This is a genomic window from Novosphingobium sp. FW305-C-111, from assembly GCF_058783565.1.
In genome coordinates, this window is record NZ_JBYSYP010000015.1 from 50,830 (window position 1) to 69,779 (window position 18,950).

Below are 18,950 nucleotides of genomic sequence, written 5' to 3' on the forward strand. Positions count from 1 at the left end.
CCCGGAACGGGCGCCGCATCTGGCAGCCGTCTTCGCCAAAAAGGGTGAAGATACCGTTAGCCTTGTCTCGAAAGCGGACAGTTCAAAGCGCCAATCCGGGCGCGTCCCGAATGGGGACGGCGTCAGATGGGTAAGTTAACGCGCTGAAAATACGCTTTTTTGGCCTAGACGAGCAATTCCGCCGCAGGTCCCTGCCCAAGGAACATGGCCGGGCTGGCGCTGGCACCATAGGCCCCGGCGCAGAAAACCGCGACGAGATCCCCCTCATCGGCACGCGGGAAACCGCCCTTGTCGGCGAGCCGGTCGAGCGGCGTACAGAGGCAACCGACGACGTTCACCTCTTCTTCGACAGGAGCGCCGAAGCGGGAGGCAATGGCAACGGGATAATTGCGGCGGACCACCGTTCCAAAGTTGCCACTGGCCGCCAGCTGGTGATGCAGGCCGCCGTCGGTGACAAGGTAGGTCTCGCCGTGGCTGACCTTGCGATCGACGATCCGGCAGAGATAAACTCCAGCTTCCCCAACAAGATAGCGGCCCAACTCAATGCAGAATCTTGTGCCCGCGAGTGAAGTCGGACGCTCGGCCAGTCGTTCGGCGAGCGCCGTTCCGACCGCATGGACGTCGACGGGAGCGTCTCCCGGAAAGTACGGGATCCCGAACCCGCCGCCGAGGTTCAGCTTGGGCAGCGCCGCCCCCGCTTCGTCCGCCAGTCGCGCCGCCAGCGCCAGCGTCTGGGCCTGTGTCTCGATGATCGCCGCAGCATCGAGCGCCTGGCTTCCCGCGAAAATGTGGAAGCCCTGCCAATCGGCCCCTGCTTCCACCAACTTGCGGACGAGCGCCGGAACCCGCTCGGCATCCACGCCGAACGGCTTGGCCCCGCCGCCCATCTTCATGCCCGAGCCCTTGAGGTCGAAATCCGGGTTAACCCGCACAGCGAGGCGCGGGACAGTGCCGAGCCGGCTCGCGATGCCCAATGCCCGGTCGGACTCGCCTTCGGATTCGAGATTGAGCGTCACGCCCGCGGCGATCGCCGCTTCCAGTTCGCCATCGCGCTTGCCCGGACCCGCAAAGCTTACCCGCTCGGGGTTGATCCCTGCGGCCTCGACCATGGCCTGCTCGCCGCCGGAAGCGATATCGAAGCCATCGACCAAACCTGATAGATGTTCAAGAATGGGCCGATAGGGGTTTGCTTTTACAGCATAATGCAAGGCAACTTCATTCGGCATCGCAGATCGCAGCAGGGCCGCCCGCTCGCTGAGCAGGGCCCGCGAATAGACGAACAGCGGGGTCGATCCCGCCTGCGCCACGAGTGCGCTCGCCTTGTGCCCATCGACCGCGAGTTCGCCGTCGATGGCATCATAGCCGGCGGGGATGGGTCCAAGCGGCTTCATTGCCCGTGCGCCTGCGCCAGTTCCGCGGCGAGCGCAACCCGGTCGAGTTTGCCGTTGGGGCTTCGTGGTAGCTCGTCCCGCCAGTGGACGGCCTTGGGAACCATGAAATTCGGCAAGGCCCGCAGCAGCGCCGGAAGCAGGTCCGATTCGGCCTTCGCGCGGTCATTTCCAGGGCGGGCAACCAGATGGATCGCCGCACCAAGCGCCGGATCAGGCACGCCAATCGCCACCGCTTCCGCCACCAGCCCGGTCGCCACGGCGGCATCCTCGACTTCCTGGGGACTGACCCGGTTGCCGCTGGTCTTGATCATGGCATCGCGCCGGCCCACGAAATGGAGCAGACCGTTGGCATCGCGCCGCACCCGGTCGCCGGACCACACCGCGGTGCCGCCAAGCTTCGAGAACGCGGGCGCGGGACGAAACCGCTCGGCGGTTCTCGCCTCGTCCTGCCAGTAACCCTGCGCGACCAACGGCCCCGCATGAACCAGTTCGCCCTCTTCGTCCGGTGCAGCCTCGCCGCCATCATCCGACACAACCATGACCTCGGCAAAGGGGATCTGAGTGCCGATCGAGGTCGGCCAGGTGTCGATCAGGTGCGGTTCAAGGTACGTCGAGCGGAACGCCTCGGTCAGCCCGTACATTGCGAAAATGTCGGCACCCGGAAACGTCTCGCGCAGGCGCCGGACCAGCAACGGGGTCAGTGCCCCGCCGCTGTTGGTCAGTCGCCGCAGCAGCCGCGCAGCTTCGGCCGGCCAATCCTGCTCGACAAGCTGAAGCCAAAGCGGAGGAACTGCCGCCAAAGTGTTGATCTTAAATCGTGATACAGCCTTCACCACGTCGCGCGCAGTAAGGTAATCGAGCGGCGCGACCGCACCACCGGCGTACCACGTCGAAAGCAGCTGGTTCTGCCCGTAGTCAAACGCCAGGGGCAGTACGGCCAAAGTCCGATCGTTCGGCGACAAGCCAAGATAATGCGCGACGCTGACCGCGCCCAGCCACAAGTTGGCGTGCGAAAGCACCACTCCTTTGGGCCTGCCGGTCGATCCGCTGGTGTAGAGGATTGCCGCGATATCGTCCGCCGCGAGGTTTCCGGGGACCAGCGACTGCCCATGCGCCACCGCCTGCGCCCACGCCTCGCCCTCTTCCACCGGCAAGGCGTCGGCCGCATCGCCGTCCTCGAGGGTGGACAACCTTGCTTTGTTTGAAATCAGGAGCCTGGAGCCGCTATCCGAGAGAATGTGTGAAACCTGCGCACGCTTGAGCAGCGGATTGATCGGCACGTGCACAAGACCCGCGCGCACGGCTGCCAGCGGCATGAGGCAGGCCATCTCGCTCTTGGGCAACCAGGTGGCGATCCTAGCGCCTTTCTCGCCGACGCGATTTTCGAGCCAACCGGCGAGCAGACCTACACGCGCATTTAACTCCTCGAAGCTAACGATCCGGTCGCGCAGGATCAGGGCCGGCGCGGCAGGATCGCCGCGCAGCGCCAGGTGATCGAGCGGAAAGACAGTGGAATCGGGTTCGGCGGCCACGCGAAGATCTCGAGAAAGGACAAGGGCAGGCTGGGTGGTCGAGATCGTCTATCACGTCGATCTTAACGAAGCGCAAGGCGACCTTGCGGCTGCCGGGTCATGCGCAGCCGGCCCGTTCGACCGGGCGGAGTGGTTCGCGCTCCTCTCGCGGCACGCGATGGCCGATTCCAGTCCGCTCGTCGCCGTCGCGCGAGAAGGCGACCGGGTCCTCGCGCTGCCGTTGATACAGACCGGGCCACGCGCGCTCGCCCCGCTCGCCAACTGGTACAGTTTCTGGTGGCGGCCGCTGGGCGACCTCGGCCTGCTCCAGCCGTTGGCCCGGATGCTTGGCCGACGCTGTGACATCATTCGCCTCGACCATCTGCCGGAAGACGAGGCCGCCGCCATCGCCGCCTCGTTCGGCGCCTGCGGGTGGGCTGCATTTTCCAGCCCGTGCGATGCCAACCACGTGCTTCCGGTCAAGGGCCGCAGCTTTGCCGAATACTGGGCGTCTCGCCATGGCCGACTGCGCGAGACAGTCCGGCGGAAGTCGCGCAAGGGCGCCGTGACAATTCGCCTGCTCGACCGCTTCGACCAGGCTGCGTGGAACGCGTACGAGACGATCTACCAGCTCAGCTGGAAGCCCGGCGAAGGCAGCCCCGATTTTCTCCGCGCCCTTGCCCTGGCCGAAGGCAGCGCCGGCCGCCTCCGCATGGGCCTCGCCGAGATCGAAGGCCAGCCGGTCGCCGCGCAGTTCTGGACGGTCGAGGCGGGAACCGCCTTCATTCACAAGCTCGCCCATGACGAACGCGCCAAGGCGCACTCCCCGGGGACCCTGCTCACCGCGGCACTGTTCGAGCACGTCATCGACCGCGACAAGGTCGAACTTGTCGATTTCGGCACCGGCGACGACCCCTACAAGCGCGACTGGATGGAACAGCGCCGCGAGCGTCATGCCGTCATGCTTTACCGGAAGGGCAGTCCGGCAGTCTGGCCGCGCATCGCGAGGGAATGGGCGCGCCGGTGGCTGCGTTGATGACTGCTGCATTGCAACAAGGTCTTGTTTGACCACGGATCGCTGGCTAGAGGCCGGACAGGACAGGATTTGGGAAGGATCAGGGGTGCCCGAAGAACCCGCAGGACGTGCCGCAGACGCCACCTTGCGTGCCATCCTGTGCGACGTGCTCGGCCTGGGTGCCGAGCAAGTCGCCGGATTCGATGCCGACACGGGCCTGTTCGGAGCACTGCCCGAGCTCGATTCGATGGCCGTGGCCGGTCTGCTGACCGAGATCGAGGATCGCCTGGACATTGTCATCGATGACGACGAGGTCGATGGCGAACTGCTTGAGACTTACGGAAACCTGCTGAACTTCGTCGAGGCGAAGCAGCGGACGTGATCGCCAGCTGGCCTTGTCCGGGTCCGGACGGCCCCGTGCAGGAACTGGCGATGACTTTTGATCGCGCGCGCAGGCGCAGGGTCCTGTTCGTTGCGCCGCTTTTCGACGAAGCGAACCGCACCCGCCGCTTCCTCGTCGAGACAATGCGCCGGCTGGATGCGGCCGGGATCGACAGCCTTCTCCCCGACCTGCCGGGATGCAACGAGAGCCTCCGGGCATTCCGCGATCAGACGCTTTCGGGCTGGCGCGCCTGCGTAGGCGCGGCGATCGCGCATTTTGCCGCCACGTCGATCCTTGCCGTGCGCGGCGGCGCGCTGCTTCTGCCAACCGACGCCCCCGGCTGGGTCCTTGAACCGGTATCGGGCGCTTCGCTGCTGCGCCAGCAACTGCGCGCCCGCACCATCGCCGCCAGGGAGGAAGGCCGCAGCGAGACGATTGAAGGCCTTTTGTCGGAAGGTTCTGACAAAGGGCTGGAATTGAACGGCTATTCCTGCGGTCCTCGGCTGCTTCAGCAGCTTGCCGAAGCAATCTGGCAGGACAGCGCTGCACAGCAGGTAATCCGCCAGCCGGACCTTGGCGGGGCCGCGCTCTGGATGCGGGCCGAGCCTTCGGAGGACCCCGCCCAAGCCGACGCCCTGGCCCGCCTCATCGCGGAGGGCCGGGCGTGAGTCGCCGCCACTGTACGTTTCGATGCGAGGGCGAGGTGCTGGCCGCCACGCTTGACGAGGCGGACGGGGAGACCGGACTGCTCATCGTCAGCGGGGGTAACGAAGTCCGCAGCGGAGCCTATTCGGGACACGCACGCCTGGCTGCGGAGCTCGCCGCGGCGGGATGCCCCGTGTTTCGCTACGATCGCCGCGGCGTGGGCGACAGCGAAGGGACGAACACCGGCTTTCGTGGTGGAGGGCCGGACCTAGACGCCGCGCTTGCGGCCTTCCGCGAGGCGGCCCCCCTTGTCCGCCATGTAGTCGCCTTCGGCAACTGCGACGGCGCGACGACCTTGGCCCTCCATGCGTCCGGTTTGGCCCTTGACGGACTGGTCCTCGCCAACCCGTGGGTGATCGACGGCGATGAGGCGCCTGAAGCCATGCCTTCGTCGGCGATCCGCGCACGCTATCTCGAAAAGCTGGCCAATCCGCGCGAGCTCCTGCGCCTGCTGCGCGGCGGGGTGGATCTGCGCAAGCTCGCCAGCGGCCTGCGCAAGGCGGCCGGCGGCGGAAACCCCGAACACGCCACGCTAGCCGCGCAGCTGGCGGCGCGTCTCGGCCAATTCGATGGACCCGTTCGGATCCTGCTGGCGGAACGGGATCGGACCGCGCAGCTGTTCCGTGACGCGTGGCCCGACGACCCGCGCGTGCGCGGCTGCGCCAGCCGCTCGCACAGTTTCGCCGACCCGGCGGCGCGGGCGTTCCTGCTCCAAAACCTGCGCGAGGCGCTGGCCGGGTAGCTTATTCCGCCGCCTGCTTCTGCGCGGCGAAGTCCAGTTCGGCGAGGAAACGCTCGGCATCAAGCGCGGCCATGCAGCCGGTGCCCGCGGCGGTCACCGCCTGACGATACGTGTGGTCCATCACGTCGCCGCAAGCGAACACGCCGGGGATCGCCGTCTTCGGCGTGCCCGGCTCGACGACGATGTAGCCACTGTCGTCCAGCTCCAGCTTGCCCCTGAACAGCTCGGTCGCCGGCGCATGTCCGATCGCGACGAACGCGCCGTCGGTGGGCAGGGAAGACTTCTCGCCGGTCACCGTGTCGGTCAATTCCACGAACTTGAGCCCGCCCGCGAAGGGATCGCCGGAAAAGCTGTCGACCGCCTTGTTCCACAGCACCTTGATGTTCGGGTGGGCAAACAGGCGGTCCTGCAGGATGCGCTCGGCCCGCAGGCTGTCGCGGCGGTGGATCAGGGTGACCTCGGGGCTGTGGTTGGTGAGGTAGAGCGCTTCTTCGACCGCGGTGTTGCCGCCACCGATGACCACGACCTTCTTGCCGCGATAGAAGAACCCGTCGCAGGTCGCGCAAGCCGAAACACCCTTACCCGAAAGCTCGTGCTCGCCCGGCACGCCGAGCCACTTGGCCTGCGCACCGGTCGCAATTACCAGCACGTCGCCTTCGTAGATGTCGCCGCTGTCGCCGGTGGCGCGGAAGGGGGAGCCCTCCATCGTCACGTCGGTGATCGTGTCCCACATCATCCGCGTGCCGACATGCTCGGCCTGGGCCTGCATTTCCTGCATCAGCCATGGGCCCTGGATGACGTCGCGGAAGCCCGGATAGTTCTCGACATCGGTGGTGATGGTGAGCTGGCCGCCGGGTTGGAGGCCCTGCACCACGATCGGCTCCATCCCCGCGCGAGCCCCATAGATCGCAGCAGACAGGCCTGCCGGGCCGGAGCCAATGATCAGCATGCGGGTCTTGTGAGTCTGCGCCATCGTGGTCCTCCGAACGTCCGTCGCGGCGCGAGATAACCACTGGCAAGGGCGATTGCGAGTCCGGTGGCTCTGTTTTGCGGAATTTGATCCAAGTCAATGACGCGGCCGGCCAAACACTCTTGCAAGTGAGAATAGCTCGCATTAGCGGCGAGGTGACGGGGGGAGATTTCAATGCGTTCGATTGCTGCCGGCGGGCTTTTCGCCGCAATGGTTGTTTCCGGTTTCATGGCGGCACCGGCAATGGCCGCGCCCGGCCTCGGCGGAGAAGTCTATGGCGCGACGACCGAAAAGGGCGAAGTGGAGGCAGAGGCGCGCTACGGCCGGCTCGACGATGGTCCGGAGGCCGGCGAAGACACCCTGAACCTCGAACTCGCATGGTCGCCGTCCGACCGCCTTCGCCTCGGCACGCAGCTTGAGCTCGAGCGCGAGCCCGGTGACAGCCGCAAGGCGGAGGCCCTGGGATTCGAGGCGATCTATACGCTGGGCCGTGTCGGCGGGATCGATGTGGCGGTCTATGGCGAGTATGAGGTGGTGTTCGACGGTGCGGATGCGGTCGAGACCAAGCTGCTGCTCCAGCGCAAGGCCGGGCCCTTCGATGCCCGCCTGAACCTCATTGCGGAAAAGCCGCTAGAGGACGGGGCAAAGGTCGAACTCGGCTATGCCGCATCAGCCGACATCGCGGTCGCCGGTGAAGTCCGCGCCGGGGTCGCCGCGTTCGGCAACCTGGGCACGTTCGACGATTTCCTTCCCTACGAGGAGCACTTCGTCGGGCCGGTGGTGAAGGCCGAAGTCGAAGGACTCGGCCCGGAAATCGGGATCGAGGCCGGCTACCTGTTTGCCCTCGGCAAGGCGCGCGACGATGCCAGCGGCCAGTTCCGCCTGATGGTCGAGATGGAGTTCTAGCGTCCCTTCCACACCGGCGGGCGCTTTTCGGTGAACGCCAGCGGTCCTTCGCGAGCGTCTTCGCTTTGTCGCCATGCCGCGAAGGCCGGGTATTCCTCCTGGCCGGCGATCGCCGCCGCCAGTGACGGCTCGTCGAGCCCGCGCATGACTGCCTCCTTCGAGGCGCGGATTGACGGCGGTGCGCCGCTGAGAATGGCCTCGCACCAGCGCTCCACGGCGGCATCGAGATCCGCCGCCGGCACCACCTCGTTCACGAAGCCGAACGCCCTGCCCTCCTCCGCCGAGACCCGGCGCGAGGTGAGGATCATGCCCATGGCCTGCTTGAGCCCGATCTGCCGCGCCAGCCGGTGGACACCGCCGCCCAGCGCGACCGCACCGACCAGTGGCTCCGGCAAGCCGAAGCTCGCGGTATCGGACGCGATGATGAGGTCGCAGGCCAAGGCAACCTCGAACCCGCCGCCGAGCGCGAAGCCGTTGACGGCGGCGATGAACGGCTTGGGACAGTCGAACCGTTCGATCAGGCCCGCGTAGCCCGATCGCGGATAGGGTCGATAGCCGCCCAACGCCTTGGCCGAAAGGTCCGAACCGGCGCAGAATGCCTTGTTACCCGCGCCCGTCACCACGCACACGAAAGCCTCCGGATCGGCAGCGAAGTCGTCGAAAGCCGACTGCATTTCGTCGTGCATGTCGGGATCGATCGCGTTCATCTTTTCCGGGCGGTTCAGCGTCACCCAGCTGACGCGGCCACGCTTCTCGACATTGATCTGGGTGTAATTCACTGTGGCAGGCTCTTTGCGAGGAGGGGCACGTCCGAAAGCGCGCGCAGCACGTCGTTGAGGTGCGTGCAGCCTTCGGTCGAGGGGAGCGTAGAGAGCACGATATCGCGAAATGCCGTCACGTCCTCTCCGATCATCCTGGTCGCCTTGACCGAGGCCCCGGGGCATTCGCGATAGGGCAGGATCAGGGGAAGGACCTGGAGCGCGGCCAGCCGATTGCTCTCGGCATCGATCTCGGCATGAATCCGGTACTCGTGGATCGCCGTGCGTCCGCCGTTGGGGTTGGAACCGCTGTCCTGGAAACCGGCATCGACCTTGATCAGGCTGCCGTCACGCCACAGGTCGATCCGGCGAGCACGGCGCTTCTGCGGCCCCTGCTGCGCCGGCATCGCGTGCCAGCTCAAGGCATCGTCGGGGTTTTCCAGCGGCCCGACGTCCGAGCTCGATTGATTGACGCTATCTGGCATCCCGTCATCCGCCAGGGCGCTCGAACCCTCCGCAAAGCCGGTACACACGTCGAGCATCCGGCCGTTCCGCCCTGCGGTGGACTTCAACCCGCTGCGCTGCGCCTCACGCATCCAGTTGTCGGTCCAGCGGGACCAGATCCATCCCGCGACGAGGCTCGCCCCCGCGTAGTCGTCGAGAATCTGGAACAACGGTCCGCCGCGGATGTCGCCAAGGATGCGCTTGAGCGCCTCGCGGCTTGCCGAACCGGCGCGAACCCCAACGAGTTCGTGGAGGCGCGGATGGCCGGGCACTGCCGTGATCGAGAGAATTTCCCGGATCGGTGAGGCCAGGATACGGTACTCGGCCGAGGCCAGCTCCACCGGAGGTCCCTGGAACGGCGTCAGCAGGTCCCGCGCCCGTCCGATCATCTCCCACGGCTTGCCGTATCCTTCCGGCCAGTCGCTGTCGATCGAGGTGGTCCGCCGGATCGAACCCGGGCGCCGCAAGGGCGCAGGTCCGGCCGACTGGCGGGCAAACGGGAACTGCTGGGGTGCGTTCAATGCGACATCCTTGAATTGGCTACTTCGGGGGCATCCGGATCGCGCCATCGAGGCGCAGGTTCTGCCCGTTGAAATAGGAGTTGCGGACCAGTTCCATGATCAAGCTGCCGAATTCCTCCGGCTTGCCCAGCCGCTTGGGGAACGGGACCGAGGCGTTGAGACCCTCCCATACAGCCGGCGCCTTGTCCTTGACCGAGAGCATCGGCGGGGTCGCGAAAATGCCCGGCATGACCGAATTGACGCGGATACCGAGGTCCATAAGGTCGCGCGCCATCGGCAACACCAGACCGTTTACTCCGGCCTTGAGCGACCCATAGGCGATCTGGCCGATCTGGCCATCTTGTGCGGCAACCGAGGCTGTCAGCGTGATGACCCCGCGCTCGCCGTCCTCGAGCGGCTCCAGCCCCGCCATGCCTAGTGCCGACAGCGAGGCGAGGCGGTAGCTCGCGATGAGAATGCCTTGGGCGGAGAACGCATAATCCTCGGTTGAAAAACGCTTGTAGCCGCCGGTTTCCTTGTCGAAGCGCAGCGTCTTGCCGCCCTTCGAGATTTGCGCGCAATGGACGAGGATGCGCTCCTGACCGTGTGCGGCACGAGCCTTTTCGAAGCCGGCCACCACGGACTCTTCGGATGTAATGTCGACCTTGCAGAAGATTCCGCCGATCTCTGCTGCGACCGCTTCGCCGCCCGCTTCGTTGACGTCGAAAATGGCAACCTTCACGCCGGCGGCCGCCAGCGCCTGTGCACTGGCGCGGCCAAGCCCCGAAGCGCCCCCGGTGACCACTGCGGCGGTCGTGCTTTCGATCTTCATTCGTTACTCCCTCATAGGCTAGCTGTTTGATCGGTCGAGCAATTGCAAGGATTCGATTGTTTCGGCCTAGCGGTTGGCGTGATCGCGCAACCTGGCCTGAAGTATATCGCCTCCGCCGCGCTCCGCAGGGGCGAGCGACGATCCGCCGTCCATGACGATCGACTGGCCGGTAATGTACCCGGCCCTCGTCGAGGCGAGGAACATGCAGCCGTGGGCAATGTCGGCAGCCGTCCCGCCGCGGCCGACGGGGACAGTTGCGCCGTAGGCCCTAAGCCCGTCCTCCCCGAGCATTTCGAGCGAGCGCGCACTCTCGACCAGTCCGGGGAGGATCGCGTTGACCGTGATGTTCTCCTTCACGACGTCGATGGCGGCGCTGCGGACAAAGGCGTTCAGCGCGCCCTTGGCCATAGCGTAGGCAGTCATGTTCGGTACGACCGTGACGGTCCCGTTGACCGAGCCGATCGCGATGAACCGCCCGCCTCCGGCCGAGCGCGCCAAGTGCGGCCGGGCGGCGTCGAGCAGCCACCATGCGGCCTTCGCCGTACTCGCGATGCCCGCCTCGAGCCGCTCATCGCTGACCGCGCCAAGACCGCCGTGAGCGATGTCGGCTGCGCAATGGACGAGCACGTCGATTCCCCCGAAGTGGTGGACCGTCTGTTCGATGAGACGGCTGCAATCCTCGTGCCGGGCAATATCGGCCTCGCAAATCGCGACGTCGTTGCCTTTCGCCCGCATTTCGGCCTGCGCTTCCTCTGCATAGGCGATGGTCCGTGCCCCGAGCATCAGACGCGCCCCATCGGCGGCAAAGGCATCGGCGATGCCGCGGCCCATTCCGCGGCCGCCGCCGGTCACGACGACGACGCGTCCGGCAAAATCTTCCTTCATGCTGGATTCTCCGCACAGAGGGCGACAAGGCCTGGGATCGAGGGTTTCATCGACGGCGTCCTTGGGAAGTCCTCGACGAAGCGGAAATGGACGGGGACCTGATAGGCGATCAGCCGGTCCCGCAACCACGCCTTCAATTCGTCGGGAGCCAGCTCCGCCTGCCCCGCACGAAGAATCACTGCGGCCGCCGGCACAGCGCCCAGGCGCGTATCGGGAATCCCGACTACCGCCGCCTCGCGCACCGCCGGGTGCTGGTTGAGCACCTTCACGACATCGTCCGGATGGACCTTGAAGCCGCCGCGAATAATCGCGTTATCGGCCCGTCCGCGAATAAACAGGAAGTTGTCATCGTCCAGCACCGCACGGTCCGTCGTGCGGAGCCATGCGCCGCCATTCCCCAGCTGCTCTCCGCGCAGCTCGAGCAGACCCTCGTCGCCCGGCGAAAGGATGGCGCCTGTTTCCGCATCCACCACCCGCGCCTCGATGTTCGGCTGCACGCGCCCCACCGCGCCGCGCTTGTCACGCCAATGCGCCTGGAAGTCATCGAGCGTCCAGCCCGCGACCGCGCCGGCGAATTCAGTCGCGCCGTAGTTGCCGAGGATGGGCACCCCGTATTTTTCGAGGAACTGGTCCACGAGGTCCGGATCGAGCGGCGCCGTCCCGGATATCATCGCCGAAAGGCTGGAGAGGTCGGATCTGTCCACATCCGCCTCGAGCAGCATTCGCACCGCCGACGGGACTGCCGGCGCGACCTTAGGCTGGTTACGCCGGACCGAGTCGACCCATCCCTCCACAGTGAACCGCTCCAGCAGGGCAATCTTGCGTCCGGCCATCAAGGCGCCGATGCAGCCATAGATGCCGCCGATGTGGGTCAGGGGATTGGCGACCATGGTGACGCCGGAGCGAAGCACAGGCCGATCCTCGTGCCTGCGGTTGCGTTCGTATCGAGCGAAGCCGGCAAAGCTGGCGTCGAAAGCGGCCCGGGTCAGTGGCACGCGCTTGGGTGTACCGGTCGTTCCGCTGGTCAACATCTCGATTGCGACACCGGGAGAGGTGGAAGCGGTTCTGTCGTCGCTCCCGGATCCGGCCAGCAATCTGGCCAAACCCAGCTTCGCGTCGATGGCGACGACCGCGCTACCGGCGCGCGCCAGGCTTTCACCCATGCCAGGCCGCTCGGCATCCCCGACCTCGGCAATCAAGACCGCCAGCGAAAGCGCCTCGATATCCGCGTTCAGCGCCGCGTCGGGGAGCAACGGATTGAGCGTGACGAGACAACGATCGCTCGACAGCACGGCAATGATGGCCGCGATGTGCCCGGGGCGGTTCCGCAGCATGACGCCGACACGGCCGTCCATCGGCACGCCAACGTCGTCGAGACAATCCTCGATCGACCGGACGCTCGCCGCGATCTGCCCCCAGGTAAAGTCGACGCCCTCGAAATCGATCTCGGCCCGCGCCGGATCGATCTCCATGATCGCCCTCAGCTTCTCGGTGATCAGCGCCATCGTGCCTTTCGTCCTCTCCGAATCCGCGTAGCCGAGATAATTGACCTAGTGCAATAACTGATGCAGATCGAGCATGAGAGGACGATGACGATGACGGAACTGATCCGCCGCAATGACCAGAATGGCTTGTGCACGATCACGCTGAACCGACCGGATCGGCACAACGCTTTTAACGACGAGATGTCGGAAGCGTTTGCGCCTCTCCTGTTCGATGCTCTCGAGGACCAGGCCGTGGTCGCCATCCTGCTTCGCGCAGAAGGACCGAGTTTCTGTTCGGGCCGCGACGTCTCGGTTCTCGGGCACCGGGCGCGCGACGAGAGCGATTTTCATTTCGTGCGGCGTGCTCAGGAGTCGCGACTGAGGATGTTGGATGCGACCAAGCCGATCGTCGCCGCGCTCAAGGGCGGCGCCATCGGCGGCGGTTGCGAACTGGCGCTCGCCTGCGACATCCGGGTGGCGGACACGACGCTCAAGATGGCGTTGCCGGAGATCAACTACGGGGTGCTGCCCGACACTGGCGGCACCCAGATGATGACCGCGCTGATCGGACCGTCGCGAACCAAGTACATGGTCATGAGCGGCGACCGGATCGATGCGCGAACCGCTCTGGAGTGGGGCGCGGTGGACTTTCTCGTCGAGCCGGACGAGCTGGACGCGAAGGCCCATGCGATTGCCCGCGCCATCGCCGACAAGCCGCCGATCCACCTCGCCATGGCCAAACACATGGTCGACCTGATGCACGGCCCGACGATCCGCACCGGCACCCGCGCCGAACTGCTCGCCCAGACCGCGCTGTTCAAGACCGAAGACTACCACGAGGCCCGCGCCGCGCACCGCGAGAAGCGCAAGCCTGTCTACAAGGGAAAGTAACGCATGGGCCTGCCCTCCCCGCCGCCGCCTGGCGCGTCGGCGCTGCCCGCCGGCACATATCAGGGCCAGGTTGTCGCCGTGACCGGCGGCGGCACCGGGCTCGGCAAGGGCATGGCGCTGGAGTTTGCCCGGCTCGGCGCCAAGATCGCGATCCTGAGCCGCAAGCCGGACCATCTCGCCGCCGGGGTCGAGGCCATGACTTCGATTGGTGCCGAGGCGATTGCGGTGGCCTGTGACGTTCGCGATCCCGAGGCGATCACCCGCGCAGTCGACGAGATCGAGGCGAAGCTCGGCCCGGTGGACGTGCTCATCAACAATGCCGCTGGCAACTTCCCGGCACCGGCCGAGGAAATGTCCCCCAACGGGTTCCGCACAGTGGTCGATATCGTGCTCAACGGCACCTACAATTGCAGCCGCGAGTTTGCGCTACGCCGGATATCTGCGGGGCTTCCCGGCGCAATCCTCAACATCGGTGCCACCTATAGCTGGACCGGCGGACCCGGCACGGCGCACTCCGCTGCCGCGAAGGCCGGGGTGACCAACCTGACCCAGAGCCTCGCGGTCGAATGGGCGCCCGACGGAATCCGCGTCAATTGCCTTGCTCCCGGGCGCTTTCCGCACGGCGACCTGCCCGAGCACATGACCCGCCACCGCGCGGGCGAATCGGCCGACAGCACGATCCCCGCTCAGCGCGTCGGTGAAGTGCGCGAGCTTGGCTGGGCGGCGACCTTCCTGTGCAGTCCGTACGCCGTCTATATCTCGGGACACACCCTGGTCATGGACGGAGCCAACTGGCTGCGGCGCAGCCTGATCATGCCGGAGTTCGTACCGATCCGCGAACAGTTCGGCAGGAGCGCCCGCGAGGCCGGCACCGCCGCTGACGCCATTTCTCGGACACGTGGCGGCTAGGAACTAGACGATCATCCGCTCCGCCAGCCGGGCCCGCATGCCGGCATCGACCCCGAGCACCTCTTCGGCATAGCGCTCGACGCTGCCATGGCGCTCCACGATGCGATCGAGCGAGGTCTGCAGATAGTCGGAGTGGACGCTCATGAGCGCGCGGATCGCCGCTTCTTCGATGCGCTGACCATAGTTGCCGCGAATGTGCTTGGCACCTGCCTCGATCCGGCGATCGATGTTGCCGGCCGTGTTGGTTAGCAGATAATCGGCCATGATATCGTCGGGATGGACACCCAGCAGCGCGTGGAGGAGCGCTGCGGCAACGCCGGTGCGGTCCTTGCCGGCCAGGCAGTGCAGCAGACTGGGGCTCTCACGCTCCGCAAGGTTCGCAAAGTAGAGACGATAGGTGCCCGCCAGGACCGGACGCCACGGCAGCGTCTCGTAAAGCCGGACCATTGCCGCATGCGCATCGGCAGCGGAGACGATCTCGCCCGCCGACTCTTCGTGGACGGCGCGTCCGTGCGTGCCGGCTGTCTCACCCGGGTGAAACACGACCTCGCCATCGAACTCTTCGTGGCGGAGGCACGGAAACTTCTCTCGCTCCGAATCCCCGCGCAAGTCATAGACGGTAGCGATAGCCAGCTGGTGCACACGGGCGAGATCGTCCGGTGTCGCGTCCGCATGCTGCCCCGACCGCCACAGCATGCCGCTGCGCATCTGTCCGTCGCGGGCGCGGTAACCGCCGTAGTCGCGGAAATTGTGGATCCCCTCAAAGGGAATCACCCTGTCATGCTGCGTCATCCGAACATCCGTGATGATTGGCGCTGCAGAATGGAAGCCAGATATTTCAGTCTGGCGTCGCCATTCATGCCCCAAGCGAGTCGACGATACGCATGCCTTCGTCGCCAGAAGTCCAGGTCAGCGCAGCGTTGCCAAGGTGGAGCCGCCAATGCCGGACGGCTGCTTCCGTCTGACCCGCCTCGATCAGGTCGATCACCTTCTCATACGATTTGAGCGCCGCCGCGAATCGCTTGGGGCGATCGGGCTCCGGAGCCCGGGCGACATGCTGACGCTGGTGACGCGCGACCAGGTTCAGCAGCATCTTGTTCATGAACGTTAGGGTTTTGTTGCCCGTGACTTCGACCAGCCGGCCATGGAAACGGTTGATGTCCTCGAGAAAATCTTCAAGGCGGCGCTCGTCGAGCAACTTCCGGAGATGGGCGGTCTCCTCGCGCAGGCTCGCGATGGCCTTGGCGTTGGGAGAGTCGGCCAGCCAGCGGACGACCTGCGGCTCGATCGCCAGTCGAGCCTGATACAGGTCCGCGGTGTCGGTGCCGATCGATTGCAGCACATAGCCGGCATAGCGCGAAACCAATTCGGTTGATGGCCGGTGCACGCGGGCGCCGCTTCGCGAACCGCGCACGACGCTGATGAGCGCTTCGGCCTCGAGGATGCGGAACGCCTCGCGAAGCGTCGGACGAGAAATGCCAAGGCTCGTCATCAACTGGCCTTCGGGAGGCAGAAAGTCGCCCTCGCCCAGTTCGCCCCGCACGATCTGCCCGCGAATGTGATCGGCAACGAGTTCGGAGGTCTTGGGGACGCGAATTCGCCCGCCAATCCCGTCCTGCTCGAGGATGCCGGAAACATCCACCGTTCGGGCCGGGCCACCCAGTTCTGCCATGCCGTCGTCCTTCGCACTCGCATGCTGCAGCCCATGCTGCGCGAACACCCAGTTAGCACACCAGGTTCAACATGTCTTTGCCAATGCGGATTGAATGGATCGGTTCTAGCGGAGGGCACAGTGGATGGCAAATGGCTCAAGCGCCCAGCGACAGCCCCTCGTTGAGTGTCCATTTGCCATTCTGGCCGCGAACCCACCCGGACCCCGCCCAGGTCCCGCCATCGACGGGAAGAAGCGCGCCGGTCACGTAACTGGCCATCGCGGAACTCAGGAACACCGCGGCGTCACCGCACTCCAAATCGATGCCTTCGCGCAGCAACGGGACGACCCGGTTCATCGCGTCGATCTCTTCGTCCGATCTCTCGCGCCATTGCGCGGGATCCACGGGACCGGCTCGGTTGCCCATCGTGCCGGGAGTCACGGTATGATCGGGCGCGATGCAATTGACACGGATGCGATGCTCGGACAGTTCGAGCGCCATCGACTTCGTGAAGCTCAGCATTCCGGCCTTGCAGGCGGCATAGACGGCGAAATTGGGTGCAGCCCGGCTCGCTTCGATCGACGCGACGTTGACGATCGAACCGCCCTGCCCGCCGCGGATCATGATCGGCGCCGCGGCATGGATCGCGGTCAGCATGGACACCAGGTTGATATCGATATGCCGCCGCCAGCTGCGCTCGCTCTGTTCGAGGAACGGGCGTGCCGATACCCCGCCCGCGTTGTTGACGAGAATGTCGAGCCGGCCGAACTCCGCGGCCGTGCTCGCGACCGCTTCACGAAGCGCGTCGCCGTCCATCACGTCGACAGCAAGGGCCAGGGCCCTGCGACCGGCATCGCGGACCCGCGCCGCCGCCTCTTCCGCCCGCGCAGGAACGATATCGACGATGGCGACGTCGGCACCGGCTTCGGCAAGGCGAATGGCGCAGGCCCGGCCGATGCCGCCACCCCCGCCGGTGACGAAAGCCGCCTGTCCGTCGAGGCGGATGCGCTGGCCGAGATCAGTCATCGATGCCCACCCCCATCACGGCGCCGGTCACATAGGCCGCATAATCGCTGACAAGATACGCGGCCAGGTGACCCAGCGTCTCGCCGCGCGACGTTGTGAGGATCGTGTTGACCCGCACCCCGTCGCGGGCCCATTCGACCCCCAGCGTCTTGGTGAGATTACCGAGCGCTCCTGCCGCGGCGGCGTGATCCGCGCCGCCCGCGCACTCTGGCGAACCGACAAACAGGATCGCCCCGCACTGCCCGCGCTCGCGCCATGCAGCGGCGAAGTCGCGAGCGAGCAGGAATCGCCGATCCAGTTCGGCATCGAGCCGGGCCCGCCACTCTCCATGGCTCATCTCGTGCGCCGGCACCTGCGGTCCGGCAAACGCGACATGAATCAGGATGTCGGCCACCGCTGGATCGCTTGCCAACTCCGCCCCGTGCGACGCCAAAGCCGCTTCGATTTCGGAGGCATCCCCCTCGAGCGCGAAGCGCTTTCCTGCGAGCCAGCCGGTCATCGCCACCCCCACGGCCCCTCGACCCTTTCGCGCGGCGGGATGAAATCCGGCATGATCAGCGAGCGGCGCAGGCTCTCGCCACCGTCCTGGACGATCACCTGTCCGGTGAGTTCGCCCAGGAGAGGCGTGCAGGTCATCGCCGACAGCCACCCGAACTCCCAGATGCTGCCTGTACGACCGGCCGGGATCATCGCCTGAAGCGGCTCCGTCCCTTCGTCGCGGCGGCCACTCACCGAACCTTCGTGCGGGAAGAACCCGGCGGCGATCGCGTTGACCCGGATGCCGTAAGGTGCCCAGTCGCGTGCCATGCGCCGGGTCATGGTCGCCTGCGAGGTCTTGGCTGCGGCGGAGTGCGCGTCACCCGGAAAACCGGTCCAGATGTACTGGGCCGAATTGTTGACGATCGCCCCGCCCTCGCCCCGCGCGATCAGCCTCCGGGCGAACTCGGTGGAGCAGAGGAAGGTGCCGTCAATGGCGATCCGGGTGACGGCGTTCCAGGCGTTTGCCGAGATGTTCTCCGCCAGGACCGGAAAATTCGCGCCGGCATTGTTGGCGAGGAGCGTGACCGGGCCGAGAGCCGCCTCCACGTCATCGAAGGCCCGTGCGACCTGCTCGGGGATACGGACGTCGCAGGTCGTCGCATGGACCCGAGCCCCCAGCGCCGCGATCCTCGCCGCGCCTTCTTCCGCCCGCTCCAGCGAGCGGCCCATGACGGCGACGTTGGCTCCGCCCTGTGCAAAGGCCCTGGCCATGGCGAGGCCCATTCCAGAACCGCCGCCCGATACGAGCACGGTCCGGCCCGCGAAAATGTCCGCCGGGTAAGGCGGGCGTTCGAACGGCGGCGGCTGGACGACACGATGATGAGCCGGAACCGGCATGGCAATCTCCCAATGCAGCAGCGAGCTTGCGCGCCCGTGCCACTCGTGTCAACACAAGGTATACCTGGTTATATAGGTTGATTGCCATGCCCGAAGATGCCGAGGACCGCGATGCCATCCGCGACCTTCTTGCCCGATATACCTACAACGGAGATCGCGGCCGGATTGCCGAGCTCGCCGGTTGCTTCGCGGATGATGGCACCTTCGAATTTCCGGGGGCGTTCGCGACAGGTCCCGCCGAAGTCGCCGCCTCACTCGGCCGCGGCACTCCGCAACCCGGCCGCACTTTCGTGCGGCACCATATCACCAATCCGCTGATCGACCTCGCCGGCGACAAGGCAACCGCGCGCAGTTATTTCGCCGTCTGGTCGAACAACGGCCCCGATCACTCCGGCACATACAATGACCGCTTGGTCCGTACGGCCAGCGGCTGGCGCTTCGCTCACCGGCAGGTGCGCATCGACTGGCAGTCCCCAGAAAGCCTTTGGCCTCCGATGTCCGGCCGCTGAA

At 66.1% G+C, this 18,950-nt stretch carries 21 protein-coding genes; 8 read left to right on the forward strand and 13 right to left on the reverse strand.

What is annotated here, in order from left to right; translation table 11 throughout:
- Positions 1 to 164 precede the first annotated feature (164 nt).
- Both AC3WLD_RS15870 and AC3WLD_RS15875 read right to left on the reverse strand, forming a co-directional pair.
- Positions 165 to 1,391, reverse strand: coding sequence for a pyridoxal-dependent decarboxylase, exosortase A system-associated (locus AC3WLD_RS15870; RefSeq protein ID WP_492557946.1), 1,227 nt, complete (start codon positions 1,389 to 1,391; stop codon positions 165 to 167).
- Positions 1,388 to 2,923, reverse strand: a complete 1,536-nt coding sequence (locus AC3WLD_RS15875; RefSeq protein ID WP_492557947.1) for an acyl-CoA ligase (AMP-forming), exosortase A system-associated — start codon at positions 2,921 to 2,923, stop codon at positions 1,388 to 1,390. The genes AC3WLD_RS15870 and AC3WLD_RS15875 overlap by 4 nt, the downstream gene beginning before the upstream one ends.
- A gap of 34 nt (positions 2,924 to 2,957) precedes the next feature.
- Between AC3WLD_RS15875 and AC3WLD_RS15880 the strand changes: the two genes are divergently transcribed.
- The 4 genes from AC3WLD_RS15880 to AC3WLD_RS15895 all read left to right on the forward strand — a co-directional run bounded on the left by AC3WLD_RS15880 (position 2,958) and on the right by AC3WLD_RS15895 (position 5,746).
- Positions 2,958 to 3,938, forward strand: a complete 981-nt coding sequence (locus AC3WLD_RS15880; RefSeq protein ID WP_492557948.1) for a GNAT family N-acetyltransferase — start codon at positions 2,958 to 2,960, stop codon at positions 3,936 to 3,938.
- Between the two features lie 85 nt (positions 3,939 to 4,023).
- Positions 4,024 to 4,299 carry a phosphopantetheine-binding protein gene (locus AC3WLD_RS15885; protein ID WP_492557949.1) on the forward strand — a complete coding sequence of 92 codons (276 nt, stop codon included), beginning with the start codon at positions 4,024 to 4,026 and terminating at the stop codon, positions 4,297 to 4,299.
- Positions 4,300 to 4,349: 50 nt separating this feature from the next.
- Complete coding sequence (locus AC3WLD_RS15890; RefSeq protein ID WP_492557950.1) at positions 4,350 to 4,967, forward strand: alpha/beta hydrolase family protein; 618 nt, start codon at positions 4,350 to 4,352, stop codon at positions 4,965 to 4,967.
- Entirely contained in the window at positions 4,964 to 5,746 is a 783-nt protein-coding gene (locus AC3WLD_RS15895) for a hydrolase 1, exosortase A system-associated (protein WP_492557951.1), read from the forward strand. The genes AC3WLD_RS15890 and AC3WLD_RS15895 overlap by 4 nt, the downstream gene beginning before the upstream one ends.
- 1 nt (position 5,747) lies before the next feature.
- On the opposite strand, the gene trxB is transcribed toward AC3WLD_RS15895, so the two are convergent.
- Entirely contained in the window at positions 5,748 to 6,719 is a 972-nt protein-coding gene (trxB, locus tag AC3WLD_RS15900) for a thioredoxin-disulfide reductase (protein ID WP_492557952.1), read from the reverse strand.
- Between the two features lie 171 nt (positions 6,720 to 6,890).
- On the opposite strand from trxB, the gene AC3WLD_RS15905 reads away from it, so the two are divergent.
- Entirely contained in the window at positions 6,891 to 7,622 is a 732-nt protein-coding gene (locus AC3WLD_RS15905; RefSeq protein ID WP_492557953.1) for a hypothetical protein, read from the forward strand.
- On the opposite strand, the gene AC3WLD_RS15910 is transcribed toward AC3WLD_RS15905, so the two are convergent.
- From AC3WLD_RS15910 to AC3WLD_RS15930, 5 genes are all read right to left on the reverse strand, one after another.
- Positions 7,619 to 8,401, reverse strand: a complete 783-nt coding sequence (locus AC3WLD_RS15910; RefSeq protein ID WP_492557954.1) for an enoyl-CoA hydratase-related protein — start codon at positions 8,399 to 8,401, stop codon at positions 7,619 to 7,621. The two genes, AC3WLD_RS15905 and AC3WLD_RS15910, sit on opposite strands and share 4 nt — an antisense overlap.
- Positions 8,398 to 9,405 (reverse strand): DUF2889 domain-containing protein, encoded by a 1,008-nt coding sequence (locus tag AC3WLD_RS15915; RefSeq protein WP_492557955.1) that lies wholly within the window; start codon positions 9,403 to 9,405, stop codon positions 8,398 to 8,400. Before AC3WLD_RS15915 ends, AC3WLD_RS15910 begins: the two co-directional genes overlap by 4 nt.
- A 19-nt stretch (positions 9,406 to 9,424) precedes the next feature.
- Positions 9,425 to 10,216, reverse strand: a complete 792-nt coding sequence (locus tag AC3WLD_RS15920; protein ID WP_492557956.1) for an SDR family NAD(P)-dependent oxidoreductase — start codon at positions 10,214 to 10,216, stop codon at positions 9,425 to 9,427.
- A gap of 66 nt (positions 10,217 to 10,282) precedes the next feature.
- Positions 10,283 to 11,101: an SDR family NAD(P)-dependent oxidoreductase gene (locus AC3WLD_RS15925; protein ID WP_492557957.1), complete on the reverse strand. Its 819-nt coding sequence runs from the start codon at positions 11,099 to 11,101 to the stop codon at positions 10,283 to 10,285.
- Positions 11,098 to 12,606, reverse strand: coding sequence for a class I adenylate-forming enzyme family protein (locus AC3WLD_RS15930; protein ID WP_492557958.1), 1,509 nt, complete (start codon positions 12,604 to 12,606; stop codon positions 11,098 to 11,100). Before AC3WLD_RS15930 ends, AC3WLD_RS15925 begins: the two co-directional genes overlap by 4 nt.
- Positions 12,607 to 12,666: 60 nt before the next feature.
- Here AC3WLD_RS15930 and AC3WLD_RS15935 point away from each other — a divergent pair, with 60 nt between their 5' ends.
- Together AC3WLD_RS15935 and AC3WLD_RS15940 are read left to right on the forward strand one after the other, a co-directional pair.
- A complete protein-coding gene (locus AC3WLD_RS15935) occupies positions 12,667 to 13,476 on the forward strand; it encodes an enoyl-CoA hydratase/isomerase family protein (RefSeq protein WP_492557959.1) in 810 nt (269 codons plus the stop codon).
- A gap of 3 nt (positions 13,477 to 13,479) precedes the next feature.
- Positions 13,480 to 14,385 carry an SDR family oxidoreductase gene (locus AC3WLD_RS15940; RefSeq protein WP_492557960.1) on the forward strand — a complete coding sequence of 302 codons (906 nt, stop codon included), beginning with the start codon at positions 13,480 to 13,482 and terminating at the stop codon, positions 14,383 to 14,385.
- Positions 14,386 to 14,388: 3 nt separating this feature from the next.
- Here AC3WLD_RS15940 and AC3WLD_RS15945 read toward each other — a convergent pair whose 3' ends face one another.
- The 5 genes from AC3WLD_RS15945 to AC3WLD_RS15965 all read right to left on the reverse strand — a co-directional run bounded on the left by AC3WLD_RS15945 (position 14,389) and on the right by AC3WLD_RS15965 (position 18,440).
- Positions 14,389 to 15,177, reverse strand: coding sequence for a tyrosine-protein phosphatase (locus AC3WLD_RS15945; protein WP_492557961.1), 789 nt, complete (start codon positions 15,175 to 15,177; stop codon positions 14,389 to 14,391).
- 64 nt (positions 15,178 to 15,241) lie between these two features.
- A complete protein-coding gene (locus AC3WLD_RS15950) occupies positions 15,242 to 16,057 on the reverse strand; it encodes a FadR/GntR family transcriptional regulator (protein ID WP_492557962.1) in 816 nt (271 codons plus the stop codon).
- Positions 16,058 to 16,193: 136 nt separating this feature from the next.
- Positions 16,194 to 17,063 carry an SDR family NAD(P)-dependent oxidoreductase gene (locus tag AC3WLD_RS15955; protein ID WP_492557963.1) on the reverse strand — a complete coding sequence of 290 codons (870 nt, stop codon included), beginning with the start codon at positions 17,061 to 17,063 and terminating at the stop codon, positions 16,194 to 16,196.
- Positions 17,056 to 17,562, reverse strand: a complete 507-nt coding sequence (locus tag AC3WLD_RS15960; RefSeq protein ID WP_492557964.1) for an SDR family oxidoreductase — start codon at positions 17,560 to 17,562, stop codon at positions 17,056 to 17,058. The genes AC3WLD_RS15955 and AC3WLD_RS15960 overlap by 8 nt, the downstream gene beginning before the upstream one ends.
- A complete protein-coding gene (locus AC3WLD_RS15965; protein ID WP_492557965.1) occupies positions 17,559 to 18,440 on the reverse strand; it encodes an SDR family oxidoreductase in 882 nt (293 codons plus the stop codon). Before AC3WLD_RS15965 ends, AC3WLD_RS15960 begins: the two co-directional genes overlap by 4 nt.
- Positions 18,441 to 18,526: 86 nt before the next feature.
- Between AC3WLD_RS15965 and AC3WLD_RS15970 the strand changes: the two genes are divergently transcribed.
- Complete coding sequence (locus AC3WLD_RS15970; RefSeq protein WP_492557966.1) at positions 18,527 to 18,949, forward strand: nuclear transport factor 2 family protein; 423 nt, start codon at positions 18,527 to 18,529, stop codon at positions 18,947 to 18,949.
- The last annotated feature ends 1 nt before the right edge of the window (position 18,950 follow it).